Origin of the sequence: Alistipes sp. Marseille-P5061 (genome assembly GCF_900290115.1) — a bacterium.
Taxonomy (GTDB): Bacteria; Bacteroidota; Bacteroidia; order Bacteroidales; family Rikenellaceae; genus Alistipes; species Alistipes excrementigallinarum.
In genome coordinates this window covers 166,149-189,364 of record NZ_LT985748.1, presented here as the reverse complement: position 1 = coordinate 189,364, position 23,216 = coordinate 166,149, and the positions used below count along the sequence as shown (strand labels likewise).

The 23,216-nt window shown below is 63.1% G+C and carries 15 protein-coding genes; 8 read left to right on the top strand and 7 right to left on the bottom strand.

Going from position 1 to position 23,216, the window contains the following annotated elements:
• Positions 1 to 95: 95 nt before the first annotated feature.
• The 6 genes from C8267_RS00745 (at position 96) to C8267_RS00720 (ending at position 8,528) form a co-directional block, all read left to right on the top strand.
• Positions 96 to 479, top strand: coding sequence for a nuclear transport factor 2 family protein (locus C8267_RS00745; protein ID WP_087360671.1), 384 nt, complete (start codon positions 96 to 98; stop codon positions 477 to 479).
• Between the two features lie 16 nt (positions 480 to 495).
• Positions 496 to 1,035: a flavodoxin family protein gene (locus C8267_RS00740; RefSeq protein ID WP_199792051.1), complete on the top strand. Its 540-nt coding sequence runs from the start codon at positions 496 to 498 to the stop codon at positions 1,033 to 1,035.
• 454 nt (positions 1,036 to 1,489) lie between these two features.
• A complete protein-coding gene (locus C8267_RS00735; RefSeq protein WP_106633713.1) occupies positions 1,490 to 5,758 on the top strand; it encodes a CusA/CzcA family heavy metal efflux RND transporter in 4,269 nt (1,422 codons plus the stop codon).
• A 12-nt stretch (positions 5,759 to 5,770) separates the two neighbouring features.
• Complete coding sequence (locus tag C8267_RS00730) at positions 5,771 to 6,673, top strand: efflux RND transporter periplasmic adaptor subunit (RefSeq protein ID WP_106633304.1); 903 nt, start codon at positions 5,771 to 5,773, stop codon at positions 6,671 to 6,673.
• 15 nt (positions 6,674 to 6,688) lie between these two features.
• The gene (locus C8267_RS00725) at positions 6,689 to 7,768 is read left to right on the top strand and encodes a sensor histidine kinase (RefSeq protein ID WP_106633303.1); all 1,080 of its coding nucleotides are present in this window, start codon (positions 6,689 to 6,691) and stop codon (positions 7,766 to 7,768) included.
• Positions 7,749 to 8,528 (top strand): LytR/AlgR family response regulator transcription factor, encoded by a 780-nt coding sequence (locus C8267_RS00720; RefSeq protein WP_087360502.1) that lies wholly within the window; start codon positions 7,749 to 7,751, stop codon positions 8,526 to 8,528. Before C8267_RS00725 ends, C8267_RS00720 begins: the two co-directional genes overlap by 20 nt.
• 231 nt (positions 8,529 to 8,759) lie before the next feature.
• On the opposite strand, the gene C8267_RS00715 is transcribed toward C8267_RS00720, so the two are convergent.
• Genes C8267_RS00715 through C8267_RS00690 form a run of 6 tightly spaced genes read right to left on the bottom strand, consistent with a single transcriptional unit; the run spans position 8,760 to position 19,507 of the window.
• A complete protein-coding gene (locus C8267_RS00715) occupies positions 8,760 to 9,440 on the bottom strand; it encodes an ABC transporter ATP-binding protein (RefSeq protein ID WP_087360505.1) in 681 nt (226 codons plus the stop codon).
• A 60-nt stretch (positions 9,441 to 9,500) separates the two neighbouring features.
• Positions 9,501 to 11,894, bottom strand: a complete 2,394-nt coding sequence (locus C8267_RS00710) for an ABC transporter permease (RefSeq protein ID WP_106633302.1) — start codon at positions 11,892 to 11,894, stop codon at positions 9,501 to 9,503.
• Positions 11,895 to 11,911: 17 nt separating this feature from the next.
• Positions 11,912 to 14,311: an FtsX-like permease family protein gene (locus C8267_RS00705; RefSeq protein WP_106633301.1), complete on the bottom strand. Its 2,400-nt coding sequence runs from the start codon at positions 14,309 to 14,311 to the stop codon at positions 11,912 to 11,914.
• 15 nt (positions 14,312 to 14,326) lie between these two features.
• Positions 14,327 to 16,720 (bottom strand): FtsX-like permease family protein, encoded by a 2,394-nt coding sequence (locus tag C8267_RS00700; RefSeq protein ID WP_106633300.1) that lies wholly within the window; start codon positions 16,718 to 16,720, stop codon positions 14,327 to 14,329.
• Positions 16,721 to 16,735: 15 nt separating this feature from the next.
• Entirely contained in the window at positions 16,736 to 17,998 is a 1,263-nt protein-coding gene (locus C8267_RS00695) for an efflux RND transporter periplasmic adaptor subunit (RefSeq protein WP_087360517.1), read from the bottom strand.
• A 36-nt stretch (positions 17,999 to 18,034) separates the two neighbouring features.
• Positions 18,035 to 19,507 (bottom strand): TolC family protein, encoded by a 1,473-nt coding sequence (locus tag C8267_RS00690; RefSeq protein ID WP_234025641.1) that lies wholly within the window; start codon positions 19,505 to 19,507, stop codon positions 18,035 to 18,037.
• Positions 19,508 to 19,777: 270 nt separating this feature from the next.
• On the opposite strand from C8267_RS00690, the gene C8267_RS00685 reads away from it, so the two are divergent.
• The gene (locus C8267_RS00685) at positions 19,778 to 21,142 is read left to right on the top strand and encodes a sigma-54-dependent transcriptional regulator (protein ID WP_106633299.1); all 1,365 of its coding nucleotides are present in this window, start codon (positions 19,778 to 19,780) and stop codon (positions 21,140 to 21,142) included.
• Positions 21,139 to 22,452: a sensor histidine kinase gene (locus tag C8267_RS00680; RefSeq protein WP_106633298.1), complete on the top strand. Its 1,314-nt coding sequence runs from the start codon at positions 21,139 to 21,141 to the stop codon at positions 22,450 to 22,452. The genes C8267_RS00685 and C8267_RS00680 overlap by 4 nt, the downstream gene beginning before the upstream one ends.
• A 94-nt stretch (positions 22,453 to 22,546) precedes the next feature.
• On the opposite strand, the gene C8267_RS00675 is transcribed toward C8267_RS00680, so the two are convergent.
• Positions 22,547 to 22,900, bottom strand: a complete 354-nt coding sequence (locus C8267_RS00675) for a protein-tyrosine kinase (protein ID WP_106633297.1) — start codon at positions 22,898 to 22,900, stop codon at positions 22,547 to 22,549.
• Positions 22,901 to 23,216 lie beyond the last annotated feature (316 nt).

The window sequence follows — 23,216 nt, the reverse complement described above, 5'->3', positions numbered from 1 at the left end:
ATTTTCGGTACGTGAATCATTTTTCGGTACTTGCGCAGCCGCACGGCGCGTCGTAATTTTGCGGTTGAACGAAAAACCCCTAAAACACCAAGCGTATGAGAGCAAGCATCGAAGAGTACAAGGCCGTCGAGCAGGCGGCCATGAAGTTCGTCAGGAGCGTGGCCGAGGGCGACAGCACGCCGGCCCGCGAGCTGTTCATCGACGAGGCCGTGCTGTTCGGCTATCTGGACGGCCGTCTTGAGCACGGCAGCATCGAGCAGTTCTACCACAACGTCGACACGGTCGCTGCCGGGCAGGAGTTCCGGGCGCGCGTCGACGTCCTCGACGTCGAGGAGACGCTGGCCGTCGTCCGCGTGCTCGAGGAGCGGTGGGGCGGCCGCATCGACTTCACCGACTATCTGCTGATGATGAAGATGGATGGCCGGTGGCGCTGCGTCGCAAAGGCCTACAACCAGAATTCCGATACCATTAAAAAATAACAAGGGAGATACCACCATGAAGATTACGGTCATTACGGGCAGCCCCCGCCGCAAGGGCAACAGCTTTGCCATGACGGAGGCATTCATCCGGGCTGCGGAGCAGCGCGGCCACACCATCGAGCGGTTCGACGCCGCCTTTCTGAAGATTGGCGGCTGCCACGCCTGCATGACGTGCTACAAGACGGGCAAAGCCTGCTCGTTCGACGACGATTTCAACCGCATCGCGCCGGCCATTCTCGAGTCGGAGGCCGTCGTATTCACCATGCCGGTCTACTGGTACTCGATTCCGGCGCAAATCAAGGGGGTCATCGACCGCCTCTTCTCACTGGTGGTGGGCGGCAAGGCGTATGCTGGCAAGAAGTGCGCGCTGATTGCCTGCTGCGAAGAGGAGGAGATGACGGTGTTCGACGGCGTACGGGTACCCATGGAGCGCACGGCCGCCCTGCTCAAGTGGGAGATGGTCGGACAGGTGCTCATCCTCGGCGTGCTGAACGAGGGCGACATCGACCGCACGGAGGGCTGCCGGCAGGCTGCCGCTCTGGCAGAGCGCTTCTGAGCCACACGCCGCAGCCGCTCCGCTATCGCTGTAGAGGCGGGAAGGGCGTCGCGTTCCGGCCCCGCGCAACAGACGCAGCGGAGGTCGCCGCGCTTCGGCCTCGCACAACGGAGGCGGCGGAAGGCGTCGCACGACAACCCCATCGGGACAATCCCGGGCTTGTGAACGAGCCCGGGATTTTTTTGCCCCCGGCGCAGGCAGCGGAAGGACCGTCCGGCCGGAGCTCCGCGCGCCCCGGCGGTCCAGAAACGGGCGGATGACGGCGCGTCGCCTCGGCGGAGCATGGCCCGGCGCTCCCGCGGCAAAGGCGGCACCGGCCGCCGTTCAGACCGCCATACGGACCGTTCATCCCCCGAAAAGGCGAGTTCGGAGGATTCTCATCCCGGGGCCGCGGCGCCCGCGCTATTTTTGTACCGTTAAAAACTGTACAAAAAACTATCAATCTTCGCATACCATATTCCAATCCATCGTCCGCTTTGCGGTCACGAAAAAACTCTTCGTCGGATTGACCACCCTCTTCCTGCTGGCGGGAGGAATCTATTCGATGATGACGCTTCCGGTCGACGCCGTGCCGGACATCACCAACAACCGGGTGCAGATTGTGACCGTCTCCCCCACGCTCGCTCCGCAGGAGGTCGAGCAGCTCATCACCTTCCCCATCGAGGTGGCGATGAGCAACATCATGAACGTCCAGGAGATTCGCTCCGTGTCGCGCTTCGGTCTGTCGGTCGTCACGGTGGTCTTCAAGGAGAGCGTGCCGATTCTCGACGCCCGGCAGCTCATCAACGAACAGATACAGACCGTCGCCGGAGAGATTCCCTCCGAGCTGGGCACCCCCGAGATGATGCCCATCACCACGGGTCTGGGCGAAATCTACCAGTATACGCTCGACGTCGAGCCGGGCTACGAGAAGCGCTACGACGCCATGGAGCTGCGCACCATCCAGGACTGGATTGTCAAGCGGCAGCTGTCGGGCATCCCGGGAATCGTCGAAATCAACAGTTTCGGAGGCTACCTCAAGCAGTATGAGGTGGCCGTCGACCCCGACGCTCTCTACTCGCTCAACATCACCATCGGCGACGTCTTCGAGGCGCTGAGCCGCAACAACGAGAACACGGGCGGCAGCTATATCGAGAAGATTAACCGCGCCTACTACATCCGCTCCGAGGGTATGATTTCGTCGCTCGACGACATCCGCCGCATCGTGGTGGCCAACCGCGGCGGCATCCCGATTCACGTGAGCGACGTGGGCACCGTGAAGTTCGGCTCGGCCAAGCGCTTCGGCGCCATGACGCGCGACGGCAAGGGCGAGTGCGTCGGCGGCATCGCCATGATGCTCAAGGGGGCCAACGCCAACGTGGTCACCCGCGAGCTGGAGTCGCGCGTGGAGAAAATCCAGAAGATGCTGCCCGAAGGGGTCACCATCAACCCCTATCTGAACCGCTCGGAGCTGGTCAACCGCAACATCTCGACCGTGATTCGCAACCTCATCGAGGGGGCCATCATCGTCTTCATCGTGCTGATGCTCTTCCTGGGCAACGTCCGCGCCGGCCTGATTGTCGCCTCGGTCATCCCGCTGGCGATGCTCTTCGCCTTCATCCTCATGCGCATATTCGGCGTCTCGGCCAACCTGATGAGTCTGGGCGCCATCGACTTCGGCATCGTCGTCGACGGCTCCATCGTCATCGTCGAGGGAATCCTCGCCCACCTCTTCGTGCGGCAGAACCTCGGCCGCACGCTCTCCCGCCGCGAGATGGACGAGCAAATCATCGCCGGTGCCGGCAACGTGGTCCGCTCGGCCACCTTCGCCGTCATCATCATCCTCATCGTCTTCTTCCCGATTCTCACGCTGACGGGCATCGAGGGCAAGTACTTCACCCCGATGGCCAAGACGCTCGTATTCTGCATCATCGGAGCGCTGCTGCTCTCGCTGACCTACGTGCCGATGATGTCGTCGCTCGTACTGCGGCGCCGCATCAGCGACCGTCCGACCTTCGCCGACCGCTTCTTCGCCTGGCTCAACCGCATCTACCAGCGCTGCCTGGCCTTCTGCCTGCGCTTCAGCTGGGGGACCGTCGCCGTGGCCGTGGCGGCCTTCATCGGCAGCCTCATGCTCTTCACGCGGCTCGGTGCGGAGTTCATCCCCACGCTCGACGAGGGTGACTTCGCCATGCAGATGACCCTGCCGGCCGGAAGCTCGCTCACGCGCAGCATCGCCGTCTCGGAGCAGGCCGAGAAGATTCTGATGGAGAACTTCCCCGAAATCAAGCATGTCGTGGCCAAAATCGGTACGGCCGAGGTGCCGACCGACCCCATGGCCGTCGAGGATGCCGACGTGATGATTGTCATGAAGCCCTTCGAGGAGTGGACCAGCGCCTCGTCGCGCGCCGAACTGGTCGAGAAGATGAAGGCGGCGCTCGATACGATTCCCGACGTGGAGTTCAACTTCAGCCAGCCCATCCAGCTGCGCTTCAACGAGCTGATGACGGGCGCCAAGGCCGACATCGCCATCAAGCTCTACGGCGAGGACATGGCCGAGCTCTACGACAAGGCGCGCGAGGCGGCCCGCTACGTCGAGCAGGTGCCCGGAGCTTCGGACGTGCTGGTCGAGCAGGCGATGGGTCTGCCGCAGCTCGTAGTGAAGTACAACCGTGCCAAGATTGCCCGCTACGGCATCAACATCGAGGAGCTCAACAGCATCATCCGCTCGGCCTACGCCGGCGAGACGGCCGGTACGGTCTTCGAGAACGAGCGCCGCTTCGACCTGGTCGTACGCCTCGACCAGCGCAAGGTGGCCGACCTGAACCTCGACCGGCTCTTCATCCGCACCTCCGAGGGGGTTCAGATTCCGGTGAGCGAGGTGGCCACCATCGACCTGGTGAACGGCCCGCTGCAGATTAACCGCGACGCCACCAAGCGGCGCGTGGTCATCGGCGTGAACGTCCGCGACGCCGACATCCAGCAGGTCGTCGAGTCCATCCGCCAGACGCTCGAACAGCACGTCACGCTCAAGCCGGGCTACTACTTCGAGTACGGCGGTCAGTTCGAGAACCTCCAGAACGCCATCCGCACGCTGCTGGTCGTGATTCCCGTGGCGCTGATGCTCATCCTGCTGCTGCTCTTCTTCGCCTTCAAGAGCGTGACCTACTCGCTGGTGGTCTTCTCGACGGTTCCGCTCTCGATTATCGGCGGCATTCTGGCGCTGTGGCTGCGCGGCCTGCCCTTCAGCATCTCGGCCGGCGTGGGCTTCATCGCGCTCTTCGGTGTAGCTGTATTAAACGGTATTCTGATGATAAACCACTTCAATGCTCTGAGAGAGAGCACCACACATCGTCTCTCGACCGGCCGCGTCATCGCCCGCGGCACGCAGCACCTGCTGCGCCCCGTCTTCCTGACCGGACTGGTCGCCTCGCTGGGCTTCGTGCCCATGGCCGTCGCCACCTCGGCCGGGGCCGAAGTGCAGCGCCCGCTGGCAACGGTCGTCATCGGCGGACTCTTCGTCTCGACGCTGCTCACGCTCTTCGTCGTCCCGGTATTCTACAGGCTGGTGGGCTCGGCTCCGCTGCTGCTGCGCCGTCCCCTGCTGCGCCGCCTGCTTCCCGTGCTGATGCTCCCCGCACTGATGCTGCTGCCGCTCGAAGGACACAGCCAGCAGCGCGTGACGCTCGACGAGGCGGTTGCGATGGCCCTCGAAAACCATCCCCGCCTCAAGTCGGCCGACGCGGCCGTCGAACGGACCCGCGCCATGCGCGGCGAGTCGTGGGAGCTGGCCCCGACGACGGTCGACTACTCCTTCGGACAGCTCAACGGCACGGAGCGCAACGACCGTGAAATCAGCATCACGCAGTCGTTCGGCTCGCTGCTCACCCCCTTCTACAAGAATGCGCTCGTGCGGCGCGAGGTTGTCGCCGAGGTCAAGCGCGCCTGGTCCTACTACCTCTACACGCAGGAGCTCTGCCGCCTCTACGCCGACCAGAATGCGCTGGCCGCCGAGCTCTCGCGCACGAGCGAGCTGCGCTACCAGCAGGGCGACATCACCCGCCTCGAGCAGAGCATGACCGCGACGATGGCCGCCGAGATGCGCAACCGTCTCTTCCAGGCGCAGGAGGAGCAGAAGGTCGCCGCCGCACGGCTCCAGTGGGCCTGCTATGCCGATGCGCCGCTCATGCCCTCCGACACGCTGCTGACCCGCTTCGATGCGCCGAAGGAGATTTCGGCCGACCTGCAGCGCAGCTACTTCCAGTCGCAGGTGCGCGAGGCCGAGGCCCGCACGCGGGTCGAGAAGAGCCGCTTCTTCCCCGAGCTCTCGTTCGGATACCAGCGGCAAAACATCCTCCCCGACAAGGGGCTGAACGCCTACGTCATCGGCGCCTCGTTCCCCACCTTCTTCAACACCCGCCACAGCCGCATCCGCCAGGCCAAGGCCGACGCCTACATCGCCCGCAACGATGCGGCGCTCAACCTGCGCAACGTCGACAACCGCATCACCGAGCTGCAGGCCAACCTGCGCCGCTACGAGGAGAGCCTGCGCTACTACGTCGAATCGGCGCTTCCCGAGGCCGAGACGCTCGTGCGCGCCGCCCGGCTGCAGCTGGCCAACAGCGAGACGACCATCGCCGAATACATCATGAGCCTCAATACGGCGCTCGAAATCCGCCGCGGCTACATCGAGACGCTCAACCAGTACAACATCACCGCACTCGAATACGAACTCTACCGATAAACACATCCAGTCATGAAAAAGATACTTCTTCCCATCGCGGCGCTTCTCTGCGCCTGCTCGTCGGCTCCGACCGCACCGGCCTCGACGGCTGCATCCGAAGCCGCCGCCACCGACAGCATCGCGGCCGCCCCGGCCGAAGAGCCCGCCTCCGAGGTCGACGCCGCATCGGGCGCCACGTCGGTGCCCAACGAACCCACCTTCAACGGCATTCTGGTCCTCCCGCCCCAGAGCCGCGCCACGGTGACGCTGACCATGGGCGGGTCGATTCGCTCCACCACGCTGCTGCCCGGCGCCTACGTCAAGCAGGGCACCGTGCTGGCGACGCTCGAGAATCCCGAGTTCATCGCCCTGCAGCAGTCCTACCTCGACAGCCATGCGCAGTATGAGTTTCTGCGCACCGAGTTCCTGCGCCAGCAGACCCTCGCGCGCGAGGAGGCCTCGTCGCAGAAGCACTTCCAGCAGAGCAAGGCCGAGTACCTCTCGATGCGGAGCCGCATGGATGCCGCCGCAGCCCAGCTCGCACTGCTGGGCGTCGACACGACGCGCCTGCTCGCCGGGGGCATCATCCCCTACCTCGACATCAAGGCCCCCATCAGCGGCTATGCGGCCGACGTGAAGATGAACATCGGCCGCCACTTCGACGTCGGCGAGCCGCTCTGCGAGATTGTCAACAAGAGCGACATGATGCTGCGTCTGACCGCCTACGAGAAGGACCTCGCCAACCTGCGGGCGGGCGACCGGGTCGAGTTCCGCGTCAACGGCATCGAGGGGGAGACCTTCCACGGGGTCATCACCATGGTCGGCCAGCAGGTCAACAACGAGAACCGCTCGATTGACGTCTACGTCCGCATCGAGGGGCAGAATCTGCAATTCCGCCCGGGAATGTACGCCATGGCGCGCATCGCGCGGAAATAATGCTATTTTTGCACCATGAAAGCCTCCGTTCCGTTCAAGAACCGCTATCTGCTCTCCACGCTCCTGGTCTCGGCCGTGGTGGCCGTGCTGATACACTTTCCCGAGGTGCTGTCGCTCTCGGACAGCTTCGAACGCGAGCAGCTCTTCACGGGGATGGAGCCCAAGGATGTCTTCAACGAGATACTCTTCACCTTCATCTCGCTGCTGCTGCTCTTCGGCTTCAATGCGCTCATCTTCCACTTCAATTCGCCGCTGGTGCGGGTGACCGGGTGGAAGATGGTGCTCTCGTTCCTGCTGACGTGGGCGGCGAGCAACCTTCTGGGGCAGCTCTTCGTCTGGCTCCACCACCAGTTCGACATCCCGGCCATCGACGCCATGGTGCACCACTACCTGCACCCGCTGCGCGACTTCATCATGTCGAGCATCGTCTCGGGCAGCAACTACATCTTCCACCTCATCGTGCGGCAGCAGCGCATCGTCGTCGAGAACGAGGAGCTGCGCACCGAGAGCCTGCGCCACCAGTTCGAGTCGCTCAAGGAGCAGCTCAACCCCCACATGCTCTTCAACTCGCTCAACACGCTCCAGTCGCTGATTCGCGAGTCGCCCGCCCGGGCGCTCGACTACACGCAGGAGCTCTCGCGCGTGCTGCGCTACACGCTCCAGGACAACGACCGGCAGAGCGTGACGCTGGACGAGGAGATGCAGTTCGCCGAGGCCTACATCTACCTGATGAAGATGCGCTACGAGGAGAATCTGCGCTTCGAGGTGGAGATTGACGAGTCCACAAGGGGGATGCTGCTGCCGCCCATGTCGGTGCAGCTGCTCGTCGAGAACGCCATCAAGCACAACGAAATCAGCAACCGCAATCCGCTCACCATCACCATCCGCACCGAGGGCCGGACGCTGCTCGTCGAGAACCGCATCCAGCCCAAGCGGCAGGCTCCGGCCGGCCCCGGCATCGGGCTCGACAATCTGGCCAAGCGTTATCTGCTGCTCTGGCAGAAGGAGATAGGGATTACGGCCGACCGGGGGCTCTTCTGCGTAAGGCTTCCCCTGCAACAACCCGACAAGAACCATGAAAGCGTTAATCATTGAGGATGAAAAGGCGGCCGTGCGCAACCTGCAGGCCCTTCTGAAGGAGGTCGCTCCCAGCACCGAGGTCATCGACACGCTGGACAGCGTCACGGAGAGCGTCGCCTGGTTCGAGAGCCACGCGGCGCCCGACGTCGTCTTCATGGACATCCATCTGGCCGACGGCTCGGCCTTCGAGATTTTCGAACACGTGCGCATCGCCAGCCCCGTCATCTTCACCACGGCCTACGACGAGTATGCGCTGCGGGCCTTCAAGGTCAACAGCATCGACTACCTGCTCAAGCCCATCGGCGCGGCCGACCTCCGACGGGCGCTCGACAAGCTGGAGACGCTGCACGGCGCAGCCGGTGCCGGCGCATCGGCCGCATCGGGCGAGTCGCTTGCCGAACTTATCCGCGGCCTGCAGCGGCAGGGCCACTACAAGAGCCACTTCCTGATTCCCTGCAAGGGGGACAAGCTGCTGCCGCTGGCCGTCGAGCAGGTGCAGTACTTCTGCATCGCCGACGGGGTGACGAAGGCCGTCGTAAGCGACCGCGAGCGCTACGTGCTTCCCAACACGCTCGACGAGCTGACCGACAGCCTCGACCCGGCGCGCTTCTTCCGCGTCAACCGGCAGTACCTCATCTCGCGCGGCGCCGTGCAGGACATCGACCTGTGGTTCAACAACCGGCTGGCCATCAACCTCAAGGTGCCGACCGACGGCAAGATTCTGGTCAGCAAGCTCCGCGTCAACGACTTCAAGAACTGGTTCTCGGGCTCGTGACGGCGCCCGGCGCAGGCGGAAAACGGCCCCTGTCGCTCCGTCGCACAACACCGCCCCGCTACCCTGCCATCCAGCAGCCCCGTTCCCTCTACCCCGCGGCCACGCCACGCAATAACCTGAGCCGCCCGGCAGGCCCTCCCCGCAGCCGGCAAAACGTCGGGCAACACGCAACGAAACGCCCCGTGACGAGTATCCGTCACGGGGCGTTTCATTCGATGCGCCGGGAGGGGGCTACATCCGGTTGGTGAGGTCCTTGACCAGCTCACCGTCGAAGAGGTGCAGCACGCGGTGGGCAAAGGTCGAGTCGTACTGCGAGTGGGTTACCATGATGACGGTCGTACCTTCGCGGTTCAGCTCCGAGAGGAGCTCCATCACCTCGCGGCCGTTCTTCGAGTCGAGGTTACCGGTGGGCTCGTCGGCCAGAATCAGCTTGGGGTTCGAGACCAGGGCGCGGGCAATGGCCACGCGCTGCTGCTGACCGCCGGAGAGCTGCTGCGGGAAGTGCTCGGCGCGGTGCGAGATGTTCATGCGGCTCAGCATCTCGTTGACGCGGCGCTTGCGCTCCGAGGCCTTCACGCGCAGATAAATCAGCGGCAGCTCGACGTTCTCGAAGACGTTCAGCTCATCGATGAGGTTGAACGACTGGAAGACGAAGCCGATGTTGCCCTTGCGGTAGCGCGTGCGCTCCTTCTCGCGCAGCGTCGCCACCTCACGGCCCAGGAGCTGGTAGCTGCCCGAGGTGGGGTTGTCGAGCAGCCCCAGGATGTTGAGCAGCGTCGACTTGCCGCAGCCCGAGGGGCCCATGATGGCGACAAACTCGCCTTCGTTGACTTCGAACGACACGCCGTTCAGGGCGATGGTCTCAATCTCTTCGGTTCGGAAAATCTTGTGGAGATTCTCCACTTTCAACATAGCCATAACAGATATTTTTTAGTTTAGTTAAGTTTTACGATTTCGGGGTTTGTATTCCGCCTATTCGGACTTGACCGATTCGGCGGGGTTCTCGTTGGCCGTACGCCACGAGCAGAAGGTCACCGTGGCAGCCGTAACGAGGAGCACCGCGGCGAGCGCCGCCACGGGAATCCACACCGTGAAGGGGGCGCGGTAGGCGAACGAGGCCATCCAGCGGTTGACAATCCAGAGGCTCAGCGGCAGGGCGATGACGAAGCAGATGACGACCATCCAGAGGTAGCGGCGGTTGAAGAGGCGGAGCACCTCGCCTGTGGTGGCCCCCATCACCTTGCGCACGGCCACCTCGCGGCGGCGGTACTGCGTCTCGAACAGCACGATGCCGAAGACACCCATCAGGGCGATGACCACGGCCAGCACCGTGAAGAGCCCGACGACCGTCGCCAGACGCCGCTCCTTCGCATATTCGAAGCCCAGCTCCTCCTCGAAGGTACGAATCTCGATATCGCCCGGCGTCAGATGCGGGTCGGCCTCGGCGATGCACTGCCGCATGTAGTCGGCCACCTCCGCGACGTTGGCCTCGGGACGGTAGCGCAGGTAGAGGACCCGCGATGAGCGCTGCGACCACTTATCGGGAACGACATAGAAGACGAAGGGGATGATGCTGTACTGCATCGGCCGGAAGTTGAAGTCGGCGCAGACACCCACGAGCGGGTCCGTATCCAGGAATCCGCCGATTACGTCGTTCAGCTCGAGTTTGTATTCGTCGCGGGCCGTCTCGTTGCAAATCAGCATGCCGGTCTCCTTGTGCTCGTCCGATTCGAGGAAATCGCGGCCGTCGACAATGGGGATACCCATCATCTTGAGGAAGTTCCACCGCACGATATAGGCCTGCAGGGCGATAGCTTCATCCTTGTACCGGCGGCCCCAACCCATGCGGCTTACATTCACCAACTGTCCTTCAGCCGCCGTGACGTCGACCACGCGCGGGTCGGCCAGCAGCCGGCTACGCAGGGCATCATAGCCCTGTGCCGCCTTTCCGGAGAGCTGTGCAGCCATCAGGTTGCGGCGGTCGAAGCCCATATCCTGATGCAGCATGAAGTTGTGCTGGCGGAGGATGAATCCCGTGGCGATGATGAGCCCCATCGAGATGGTGAACTGGAAGCCCAGCAGCAGCGTGCGCAGCCGCCGGCCGCCGGCCGTACCGGAGAACGACCCCTTGACCACCATGGCGGGCGGGAACGAGGTGATGTACCATGCCGGATAGAGGCTCGCCACAAGGGCCATGACCACCGCCACGGCGAGCAGGATGCCGATGACCGGGAGGTTCTGCGCCACGCTCAGCGATGCGGAGATGTAGCTGGCCAGCTCGGTGCCCTGGATGGCGAAGGAGAGGTACCAGGCCAGCAGCAGGGCGATGAGGACCAGCCCCACGGCCTCGAAGACGAAGCTGAAGCGCAGCGAGGAGTTCGGGGCGCCGAAGACCTTGAAGGTGTTGACCGTACGGATACGGACGGGCACCAGCGCCAGGAAGAAGTTGACGAAGTTGATGAAGGCCAGCGCAATGACCAGCAGGGCGATGCCCAGCAGCGTGTAGGTCGTCACGAGCGACCCCTGCGCGCACGGCACGCGGCTGTCGGGCTCGAAGTAGAGGTCGCGGATGCACGACAGACGGACGGGGGCCGTGTCGAGATGCCCATCCTCGTTTGCCGCGCTGGGATTCATCTCGATGAAGAATTTTTCCCATCCATCGGCTATCGCTCCGGGGTCGGCTCCGGGCTGGAGCCGGACGTAGTAGTTATAGCTCCACTCCGAAGGGTCGTCGAGCGACTTATCGCCCAAATCCATGGCCATGTGGCACTTGCTCATCAACGAGTTCTGGGGAAAATCCTCGAAGATGGCCACCACCTCGCGGGCGTTCTCGGCCGAAGGCTGGTCGATGTCGCACCAGAGCATGTCGCCGACACCGACACCGAGCTGTTCGGCCGTCGAGCGCGAGATGATGACGCTCTGCGCCCGTTTCAGCTCGTGAACATCGCCCGCGACGGGCTTAAAGTCGAAGATGTCGAGCAACGGCAGCGAGATGGAGCCCGCATAGATGTTGTTGAAGCGGTCATACCCCATCTTCGAAGCATTCTCGCGCAGCACGGTCATGGGGCCGAAGCCGCCCCAGGAGCAGCCGCCGGCCTCGATGGCCGAGGTCGAGGAGATGAGCCGCTCGGAGAGAGGCCTGCTGAGCCATGCCTGCCACCTGCCCGGAGTGTACCAGTCGGTGGTTTCAATCAGATAGATGCGCTCCGAATCGGGAAGCGTGCGGTTGTAGGTGAGCTCCCAGCGCACCTGCGCCAGAATGATGTAGCAGGCCGTAAAGGCGAGCGTCAGACCCACGATGTTGAGCAGCGACGAAGCCTTGTAGCGCCGCAACGTGGTGAGGAAGTTTCTCAATGCGATTTTCATATACAGCGGTATTTTGATTATTCAGTTTTCACGCAGTCGGCGGGATTCTCGTTGGCCGTGCGCCACGAGCAGAAGGTGACGGTGGCAACCGTGACGGCAAGCACCACGACATAGGCCGCGGCGAAGAGCCACCAGTGCAGCGGCACGCGGTAGGCAAACGCACCCAGCCAGCGGTCGACGGCCCAGTAGCCCACCGGCGCGGCGATGAGGAAGCAGACCGTAACGAGCAGGACGTAGCGGCGGTTGAAGAGGCGGAGCACCTCCTGCGTGGTGGCGCCCATCACCTTGCGGATGGCCACCTCGCGGCGGCGGTGCTGCGTCTCGAAGAGCACGATGCCGAAGACACCCATCAGGGCGATGACGACGGCCAGCACCGTGAAGAGCCCCACGATGGTCGTAATGCGCCGCTCGCGGGCGTACTGGGCATTGATATCCTCGTCCAGGAAGCGAATCTCGAGCGGTTCGCAATCGGGGTCGAGACGTTCGACGCACCTCCGGATATGGTCGCAGACCGCCTCGAAATCGGCTCCGGCGGCCATGCGCACAAAGAAATACTTCATGTCGCCCGGGATGGTCACGAAGGCGAACGGTGCGACGGGATACTGCAGCGGCCGGAAGTGGAAATCGGGACAGATGCCGACCACATTGCCGTCGTCGAGCCGGAATCCGAGCCCGGCCCCCTTGCGGGCGAGCAGGTCGTTGACGATGTAGTGCAGCGTCGTGTCGCGGTCGTATCCGGGCTTGAAGTCTTCGCCGGCGATGACCGGAATGCCCAGCACGTCGAGGAAGTTGCTGCGCACCGGACGCACGTGAATCATCACCTCTTCGCTGGCGACCTCCCGTCCCCAGAGTGAGAGGTTTCCGGCGACGAGCGGGCCCTGGCCCGCGGTAACGCCGACAATCTGCGGATTCTGCTCGAGGGCCGAGGCAAACTCTTCGAAGCGGTCGGCACGGACCAGTCGCTGCGAAGCGGTCCGGAAGGTCAACACCCGCTCGTGGTTGAATCCCAGGTCGTAGCGGCGGACGTAACGCTGCTGCAGGAGCGTAAAGGCCGAGAAGACAATCAGCGCGATGGAGATGGTGAACTGCACGCCGAGCAGCGCCGTGCGGAAGCGGCGTCCGGCCGTCGAACCGACGAACGACCCTTTGGCGGCCATCGCCGGGTTGAACGAGGTGATGTACCACGCCGGGAAGCTGCCGGCGACGAGCGCCGCAACGAGCGAGATGCCCAGCGAGATGGCCAGCACCGGGAGGTTGTCGCCCAGAGCGAGCGAGCTGCTGACATACGACGCGAACTCGGAGCCCTTCAGCGCCACGGCGACATACCAGGCGCAGAGCTGAGCGATGAGGACGAATCCGAGGGCCTCGAACAGAAAGCTGAAGCGCAGCGAGCGGGTCGGGGCGCCGAAGACCTTGAAGATGTTGACCGCCCGCAGCCGCACGGGGACGAGGGCGAAGAAGAAGTTGACGAAGTTAATCAGCGCAATGAGGATGACGAGCACCGCCACGCTCAGCAGCGCGTAGGTCAGCGTCGTGGAGCCGCCGGGGAAGGTGCCCATGCCGTCGAAGACCCGACGGTCGAAATAGATTCCATCGAGCGGCACGAGCAGGCAGTCGCACGGGTCCTCCATCTCCTCCTCGGTCAGCTCCTCGCCCCAGATGGGGGCCATGCGCTCCATGTAGTCGCGGTAGTTCTTCCGGTGAATCTGCTCCCAGCGGCGGGCCAGGACGTCGGGGTCGGCCCCCGCATGCAGGCGGACGAAGTAGCAGTCGTTCCAGTAGGAGGGGGTCATGTCCCGGTCGCCGACATCGGTCACGGCGACGATGTGCGCGAAGGAGCTGTTCGTGGGGAAATCCTCGTAGAGGGCCACCACCTCGTGCTGCGTATCGACACGTTTCTCCTCTTGGTCGCCGAGCCAGAGGATGTCGCCTGCATGCACGCCGAGCCGCGCGGCCTGCGAGCGCGAGAGGGCGATGCTGTTGGGCTGACTGAGCGCTGCGAGATTCCCCTCGACGGTGCGCAGCCCCACGGTCTCGAGAAAACCCTTCGAGACGGTGTTGAGCGACATCCGGAAACGGAGGAACTCGCCGTGGCGCTTTACCCACACGGGTTGGTCCCAGCGCCAGGGGCGAATGCAGCCGCCGGCCTCAATCTCGGGTGAGCCGGCGATGAGCTGTTCGCCGTCGGGACGTGTCGAGCAGATTGAGTATCCCGTTTCGTCGAACGGCGAGCGGGGGGCCACCAGATAGATGCGTTCGGCCTCGGGGATGGCGCGGTTGAAGGTGAGCTCCCAGCGCACCTGCACCAGAATGACGTAGAAGGCCGTGAAGACCATCGTCAGCCCGACGATGTTGAGCAGCGACGAAGCCTTGTAGCGCCGCAGCGTGGTGAGGAAGTTATGAAGGGCGATTTTCATGGAAAACGGGTTCAATCAGTTCTTGAGCGATTCGACGGGGTCGGCATCGGCGGCGCGACGGCTCTGCCATCCAACCGAAAACAGCGCCACAACCGCAGCAAAAAGGCCGGCGGCGAGGAAAATCCATGGCGAGAGGGCGATGCGCACGCTGTACTCCTCCAGCCAGCGCCGGAGCCCCCAGACGGCAATTGGCACGGCGATGACGAAGGCCACGCCCACGAGCGCCATGAAGCTGCGCACCAGACGCGTGAGCATCTCACGGCGCGAGGCCCCGAAGACGCGGCGCACGGCAATCTCCTGCCGTTTCTGCTGGATGTAGTAGGCCGCCATGGCGAAAAGCCCCAGCGAGGAGATGAGCAGCGCCACGAGGGTGAAAATTCCGACAATGTGCAGCAGGCGCCGCTGTGCCGCGAAGTCGTCGGCAATCTCATCGGTGACGTAACGCCCCGTGAAGGTGGCGCCGTCGGTCGTCCGCTGGAAGAGCTCCTCGACGGCCCGGTAGGCTGCGGCGTGGTCCCCGTGTGTCTTCACGAGGATGTTCCAGGGCTGGAAGTCGTCGGGGTTCTTCACCACGCGCAGCAGCACCGAGGTCGGGGCATCGAGCGCCGAACCGACCTGAAAGTCGCGGTAGATGCCCGCAATGACAATCGGTTGGGAGAGGTTCTCACCCACCTTGAATTCGGGTGCATCCTCCGCGATGCCCAGTTCGCGCAGGGCGTACTGGTTGATGTACCAGACATTCGAGGCCCAGAAATCCCGCGACGCGGCACTTCCGTCCGCATCGGCCACGTGGTTGTCGCGCAGCCGTTCGAGCCCCAGCATGCGGAAGTAGGTCGAGTCGCCGATAAAGACCTGGAACGAGACCATCCGGTCGGGGCCATACAGGACGGTGTTGTTGTTGCCGCGGTCGTGGGGCGTGCCGCATCCGAGGCCGACGGCCTCGACCTCGGGCAGCGAGCGCAGTTCGTCGCAGAAATGACGCATCGCACTCCGGTCGGGAAAGATGCTGGTTTCAATATCGAGGATATCGTGCGTTTCGTATCCGAGCGGGGCGTTGACCAGATGGCGAATCTGGAGTCCGATGGTGATTGAGACGGCGAGCAGGACAATCGTAATGACGTTCTGCAGGGCGATGAGCACCCGTCCGTAAACCGTCTTGGCATGACGGCGGAAGGTGCCGCGTACGATGTCGATGGGCTGATAGCGCGCCACGAGCAGTGCCGGCACCAGTCCCGAGATTACGCCCAGCACGACAACGGCCAGCAGGCACCAGCCTGCAACCGGCACCGAGAAGTCGTTCCAGACGGCGACCTTCGTGCCGAGGAGTTGCGAGGCCCACGGCACGAACAGCTCCGCGATGCTCGAGGCGAAGAGCAGCGCCGCGGCGCAGAAGAGCGTCGATTCGAGCATCCACTTGAAGAAGATGTCTCCGCGCGAGGCGCCGAGTAGCCGCCGGGCCGCCATCTCGCGGGCCCGGAATCCGGCCTGCGCCACCGTGAGGTTGATGTAGTTCATCACGGCGAAGACGAGCACCACGAGCCCCACACCCAGCAGGATGTAGAGGAACGACCGGCTGCCGTGAGCCAGTCGGTAGGTGTTGTTGGTCGGCTCGAAATAGAGTTGGCGCAGCGGGATGAGCCGCACCTGCTGGACGACATTGCCTATATAGGGCCAATAAATCTCCTTGAAGAAGGCGAGCATGTCGGGAACCTTGGCCTGCAGGTTGGCCCCCTTGCGGGCGAGCAGGAACGTAACGCCGGCCCCGCTGTTGGACATGCGTTCGTCGTTGGCCGCATTGGTCTCGGTGATGCGCTCGGCCCGCATGACGATGTCGGCCGCAGGAATCGTCGAGCGCTCGATGTCGCGCATGACGCCGCTGACGACATAGACGCGCTCGTCGTTGTCCACGCGGAGCGTCTGACCCAGCGGGTTGAACGTCCCGAAGACCTTGCGGGCGAACGACTCCGAGAGGACGACGTTCTCGCGGGCGGCAAGCGCCTCTTCACGCGAACCCTCGAGCAGCGTGAAGTCGAACATCCGGAAGAAGGTCGTGTCGGCATGGAGCACCGAGGCGAGGAACTTCTGCCGGCCAATCTCCACGGGGGTCGTACCCGCATCCGCACCCTCGCAAATGGCCACCACGGCACAGGTCGATTCAATCTCGGGATAGCGGTCGCGCAGATACTTCTGGAGGTAGTAGCCGCTGGCGACCGACTCCTCGGAGCAGACGGCATAGATGCGGTCGGCCTTGGTCTGGTAGCTGTCGACCGTGAGCTGGCGGGCCGTGTAGTCGGCCACAAGCAGCACGAAGGCCAGCGCCAGAGCCAGTCCGATGAAGTTGACGGCCGTGTAGAGGCGGTTGCGGCTCAGAAAGGTGAGCCACGAGCGGATATCGAGTTGGCGGAACATCTGCAACAACGATTATTATTTGTTGAGAATCAGCACGTCGTTGTCACCGTAGTTCTCGTAGCCCGAGACGATGACCCGCTCGCCCGGCTCCAGCCCTTCGAGCACCTCGTAGTACTGCGGGTTCTGACGTCCGATGCGAATCTGACGCTTGTAGGCACGGTCGCCCTCGGGGGCCAGCACGTAAATCCAGGCGCCGCCCGTCGACTGGTAGAACGAGCCGCGGGGGATGATGACCGCATCGGTCGGCTGTCCCAGCTCGAGGTGCAGGTAGTAGGTTTGGCCGCTGCGGATGTTGCGCGGATGGGCCCCCACGAAGGTGAAGTCGGCGCGGAACTGACCGTTGCGCACCTCGGGATAGACCTTCCTCAGACGCATCGTGAAGGCGGTGTCCTGCCGCTCGAAGGTGGCATCGAGCCCTGCACGCACGCGGTCGATATAGCTCTCGTCAATCTGCGCCTCGACCTTGTAGTCCGACAGGTCGTTCACCTGGCCGATTTTCTGTCCCGAGGTGACCGACTGTCCCAGCACGACGTCGAGCAGCCCCACTTCGCCGTCAATCGGCGACTTGACCTGCAGGTTGCCGATGCGCTGGCGGATGAGCTCCATGTTGCGCTTCATGTTGGCCAGGTTGTCCTCCATCTGCTCAATCTGCACCGTGCGGTAGAGCGAGTCCTGCACCTGCCGCTCGATGTTCAGCTCGCGCTTCTTGGCGGCCAGCTCGTAGTCCTCCTTCGACTGGAGCCAATCCTCGCGGGCTATGAGGTTGTTGCGGTAGAGCTCCTCGTTCTGCTGCCAGGTGCGGCGCTTGCGCTCGACGTCGAGGTCCAGCTGCACCTTGTCGAGCCGCAGGTCGAGCTTCTGCTGCTCCATCGATATGAGCGTGTTGCGCAGGATGTTCTGCTTCTCGGCCAGCTCGGCCTCGCTGTTGAGAATCTCGAGCGTGAGCGACGTGTTGCTCAGCTCCACGAGCACGTCGCCCTTGTGGACCGAGGCACCCTCCTCGACCACGAGCCGCTCGACGACGCCCGCCTCGAGGGGACTCAACTGCACGGTCGTGATGGGCTGCACCTGCCCCGTGACGCGGATGTAGTCGTTGAACTCGCCGCGGGCGACCTCGCCCACCGAGATGGTGCGGGCGTCGATGCGCAGCCTCGAAGAGTTGCCGCGCACGAGCAGCCAGACGACGAAGATGAGGAGCACGGCTCCTGCGAGATAGGGAATGCCCCGTTTGGTGAAGAGGGCACGCAGCCCCTTTTTCTTTTCAATGCGAATATCCATGGTGTGTATCGGTTTTTTCAATTTGTGGGATTCGGGTTATCGGATGAGCGGCTCGCCGTTGTAGTAGGCTACCAACCGCACCTTGATGATGTACTGCAACCGGGCGCGCAGCCGCTCGGAACGGGCCTGGAGCAGCTTGTCGGCCGCCGTCTGCAGGTCGAGAGCCGAGACCATGCCGCGCTCGTACTTGCCCGCAACGGCCTCGTAGGCCAGCCGCGCGGCGTCGCTCTTCTTCGAGGCCTGGACGAACTCCTTGCCGTAGCCCAGCATCTGCTGGTAGGCCTGCGCCACCTCGCTCTGGAGCGTGCGGAGGGTCTCCGTGCGGGTCTGCTGGGCGATGCGCCAGTTGTTGCGGGCGCGGTTGCGCGCCGTGCGGCGCGAGAGCCCTCCGAAGATAGGGATGTTCAGCTGCGCCGAGACGTAGAAGCCGCGGTTGTCGCGGAACTGGCTGGGGAACGAGGCATAGAGCGAACGGTTGTCGAGGCTCATGAAGAAGTTGGTCGAGTAGCCGCCCCCGACGTAGAGCGAGGGATAGAGGTTGCCCTTGGCCACGGAGAACTGCAGCTTCGAATGGCGCACGTCGTACTGCGCCGCCACCGCCTTGGGGTTGTTCTCCAGCGCATTGCCGAGCACCTCGTCGAAGGGGGCGACACCGGCCGGCGTCTCGATGGCCACCGCCGTATCGACGCGCAGCGGCCGGTCGGCCGGGTAGTTCATCGCCTCGCCCAGAGCGATTTCGGCCAGCGCGAGGTTGTTCTCCTGCTGCGTCAGGAGGTAGTCGTCCGAGGCCTGCTGCGACTCGACCTCCGCCACGTCGGCGGCGCTCTTCAGCCCCAGCTCGAAGAGCTTGCGGCTCTTCTCGAGCTCGGCCGTGCTGGTCTTGAGCTGCTCGCGGGCCAGCCGCACGCTCTCGGTGTAGTAGACCACGTCGAAGTAGGCCTGCATGGTCTTCAGCGCAATCTCGTCGCGGGCCAGCTGCAGCTCCTCGACCCCCTGCAGGCGCATGACGCGGGCGGCACGCACGGTGTTGATGCCGGTAAGTCCGGCAAAGAGGGGCAGCTGCCCCGAGAGGGAGTAGGAGTTGTCGAAGTTCGAGACGTCGGTATAGGTATTGGTCTCGGGGTCTACCGAACGGCCGAAGCTGGTCGAGGCGCCGACCGTGCCGCTCACCGAGGGGACCAGCGCGGCGACGGATTCGATATAATTCTGGCGGTAGTTGCGGTTGGTGTAGGCCTGGCGCCGCACGGCGGGGCTGTGCTCGACGGCGTAGCGCATGCACTCCTCGAGCGTCATCGGCGCCGGCTCCCCTTCGGCCGTGGAGACCGCGTTATCGGCAGCGGAAGCGGCCGGAGCAGCCGGGACGCTCTTTACCGAGTCGGCTCCGCCCGGAGCAGCCTGCGCGGCTGCCGCACCCTGCATGTCCGACGGCACGGGTGCCGCCGCAAGCAGGGACATCAGACCGAGTGTCCAGAAAATAGACAGCAGAGGGATTAAAACTGTTCGTTTCATACGAATTTCAGACTTTTGTTCTTTTGCCCCCAAACGATGCCAACCCCGTGCCAAAACATACAATACGCTGATTAACAACGTAAAGCACAGAACACTCGCAGCGCCGCCTGTAAAATATTTTTACACTCCCGTAAAAATTCTGGACAGGATGGACCGTTTTTCGCGGCGAAAAGCGTAATTTTAGCGCACCGAACACCGGAATCGCCCGCCGGGAGCAGCCGCCATCGCCGCGAACATCCCAGCCGGAGCGCCCCAACGACATTCGTATATATGGCCAAAGAGAAAGAGGGTACGCTGCTTGTCGTCGACGACAACCGCAGCATTCTGGCAGCCGTCCAGCTGCTCATGGGCAACTACTTCGCCCGCGTGGTGACGCTTCCGTCGCCCAATCAGCTGCTGACGACGCTGCGCCGCGAGCCGGTCGACGTCATCCTGCTCGACATGAACTTCTCGGCCGGCATCAACACCGGCAACGAGGGCTTCTACTGGCTGCAGGAGATTCACCGCAACTATCCCGACATCAAGGTGGTGCTCTTCACGGCCTATGCCGACATCGACCTTGCGGTGAGGGCCATGCGTGACGGAGCGGTCGACTTCGTGGTCAAGCCGTGGGACAACGAGCGTCTGGTGGCCGCCCTGCAGGGCGCCTACAACCTCTCGCGCTCGCAGCGCGAGGTGAAGCAGTTGAAGGAAATCAAGCGCGAGCTGACCAACGAAGAGCCGATGTTCTGGGGTACGAGCCCGGCCATGGCGCGCATCCGCGAGCTGGTCGAGAAGGTGGCCGCAACGGACGCCAACATCCTCATCACGGGCGAGAACGGCACGGGCAAGGAGATGCTCGCGCGCGAGATTCACCGCCGCTCGGCCCGCCGCCGCGAGCTGATGGTCCCGGTCGACATGGGTGCCCTGCCCGAGACGCTCTTCGAGAGCGAGCTCTTCGGCCACGTCAAGGGGGCCTTCACCGACGCCCGGGCGGACCGCGCCGGCAAGTTCGAGGTGGCCAACCACGGCACGCTCTTCCTCGACGAAATCGGCAACCTGCCGCCGCACCTGCAGTCGAAGCTGCTGACGGCGCTCCAGAGCGGCCGCATCTTCCGCGTGGGGAGCAACACCCCCGTTACGGTCGACATCCGTCTCATCTCGGCCACGAACCGCGACCTCTACAAGATGGTCGAGCAGGGCGCGTTCCGCGAGGACCTGCTCTACCGCATCAACACGATTCACATCGACCTGCCGCCCCTGCGCCAGCGCCGCGAGGACATCCTTCCGCTGGCCGGTGAGTTCCTGCACCGCTACGCCGCCAGGTATGCCAAGCACATCGATGGGTTCGATGCCGAGGCCGCGCGTGAGATGGAGGCCTATCCCTGGGCGGGCAACATCCGCGAGCTGCAGCACACCGTGGAGAAGGCCGTCATCCTCTGCGACGGCCCCATGATTACCCCCTCGACGCTGCTGCTGCGCCCCACCGAGGCGCCCTCCCCTGCCGAGTCCGACGTTACGACCCTCGACGAGATGGAGCGCTCGATGATTGCCCGCGCCATGGAGCGCTGCGGCGGCAACATGACCGAGGTGGCCCGCCAGCTGGGCATCACGCGCCAGACGCTCTACAACAAAATCAAACGCTACGGATTATGAAACTCCCCAAAGGCATCGCATACGGTCCCATCATCACCTGGAGCGTGGTGCTTGCGCTGGCCTCGGCTGCCTGCGGGTGGATTCTCGCCCGGAGGCTCTATCCCTTCATGCTGCTCGACCTTCCCGTCATGGCGCTCGCCATCGCGCGGATTCTCCACCACTACGGCGATTCGGTGCGGCGCGTCACCTTCATGTTCAACGCCATCGACAGCGACGACCTCACCTTCCGCTTCAACGAGGACCCCTCGACGGTCGACAACACAATGCTCAACACGGCGCTCAACCGCATCAAGGAGATTCTCGCGCGGACCAAGCTGCAGGCCGAGGAGCGCGAACGCTACTACCAGCTCATCATGGAGAGCGCCCAGACGGGGCTCATCACGGTCAACGACACGGGCAGCGTCTACCAGGCCAACGGCGAGACGTTGCGCATCTTCGGTCTGCAACGCCTCACCCACATCCGGCAGCTCGAGCAGTCGGCTCCCGAAGCGGCGCGGGCGCTGGCCGCCATCCGCCCCGGCGAGAAGCTACGCATCTCGTACACGACCGAGACGGGCGAGATGACGCTGACGCTGGGCTGCGCCGAAATCACGCTCGAAGAGAGGCACCGCCGGGTCATCTCCGTGAGCGACATCAACAGCGAGGTGAGCGAAATCCAGGTCGAATCGTGGAGCAAGCTCTCGCGCATCCTGACCCACGAAATCATGAACTCGCTGGCGCCGGTCACCTCGCTCAGCCAGACGCTGCTCGACATCGACCGGCCGATGGACCCCGACGTCAAGCGCGGGCTGGAGACCATCTCGGCGACGAGCCGGCGGCTGGTCTCCTTCGTCGACAGCTACCGGCGCTTCACGCGGATTCCGGCGCCGCAGCGCGAGCCGTTCGAGGTGCGCGAGCTTATCCGGCAGGCCGAGGTGCTGACGGCGGCCAGCGAGGATGCCCTGCGGATTCGGGTCGACATCGAACCGGCCGACACGATGATTTACGCCGACAAGGTCCAGCTGGGACAGGTTGCCGTCAATCTGCTCAAGAATGCCCGCGAGGCGATTGCCGGACGGCCGGATGGCGAAATCGAAATCCGCTCGCGCATCGACGCGGCCGAGCACGTCGTCATCGAGTTCAGCAACAACGGCGGGGCCATCCCTGCGGAGGTTGCCGAGAACATTTTCACCCCCTTCTACACGACCAAGCCCGACGGTTCGGGCATCGGGCTGAGCCTCTCGCGGAGAATCATGCAGCTGCACGGCGGCTCGCTGCGCCTGACATGCAACACCGACCGCCGGGTGACCTTCACACTGCAAATCGGGTAAGAATAGGGCGTGTGTCGCATGCAAGACCACCGGATGTAACAAAAGAGCAATTCCATGATGGAATTGCTCTTAATCTTAACGGTAGTGTGAGGAGTTAACTTACCTTTTGTCGATCGTCTGCGTCGACTTGCATGACGATCATTTTCTGCTGTGGTCGGTAAAGCAGCCATTTCCGGAAGGCTTCGGATTCCATACTGCCCACACGGAATGACAAAGCGGCAATCATCTCCAGATTGTAGAGATCTACATAGCCGGACATTCGATGCGTGCGGTATTCGTTCACATGCTTTGACTTGTAGATTGAACGAATATTGTTGTTGATGGCTGCCACAAAAACTCCGAACAGTCGCGCAATTTGCCATTGCGACATCCAGACCGTTCCATCTGATGAAAGCTCGATGGTCACGTTCCCGTTTTCAATGCTCAATGAGCCGAATTCGTTTGTCATGACTGTTTAGTTTTGTGGTTTACATCAGCAAATGTAAGAATTTTTTTATATTGCAAAAAGTTTTCGTCTTATATGGAAGCCTATTCTGCTGCTCAAAATGGATGGAGAGCTACTTTATTTGTACGATAAAATAGCGATCTATTGGGGGAGGAAGATCCTGAGAGAAGAATCAAGAAGGATATTATAGTTTCTTGATTTTTGGGTGTAAAATTGGGTGTAAATCTCGTAACTACTTGATTTACACCCTTGTTTGCGGTGCGTAGGGGAAATGAATATTTACGCGCACCAGAAAGATTATCAGCAAGATACGCGATTA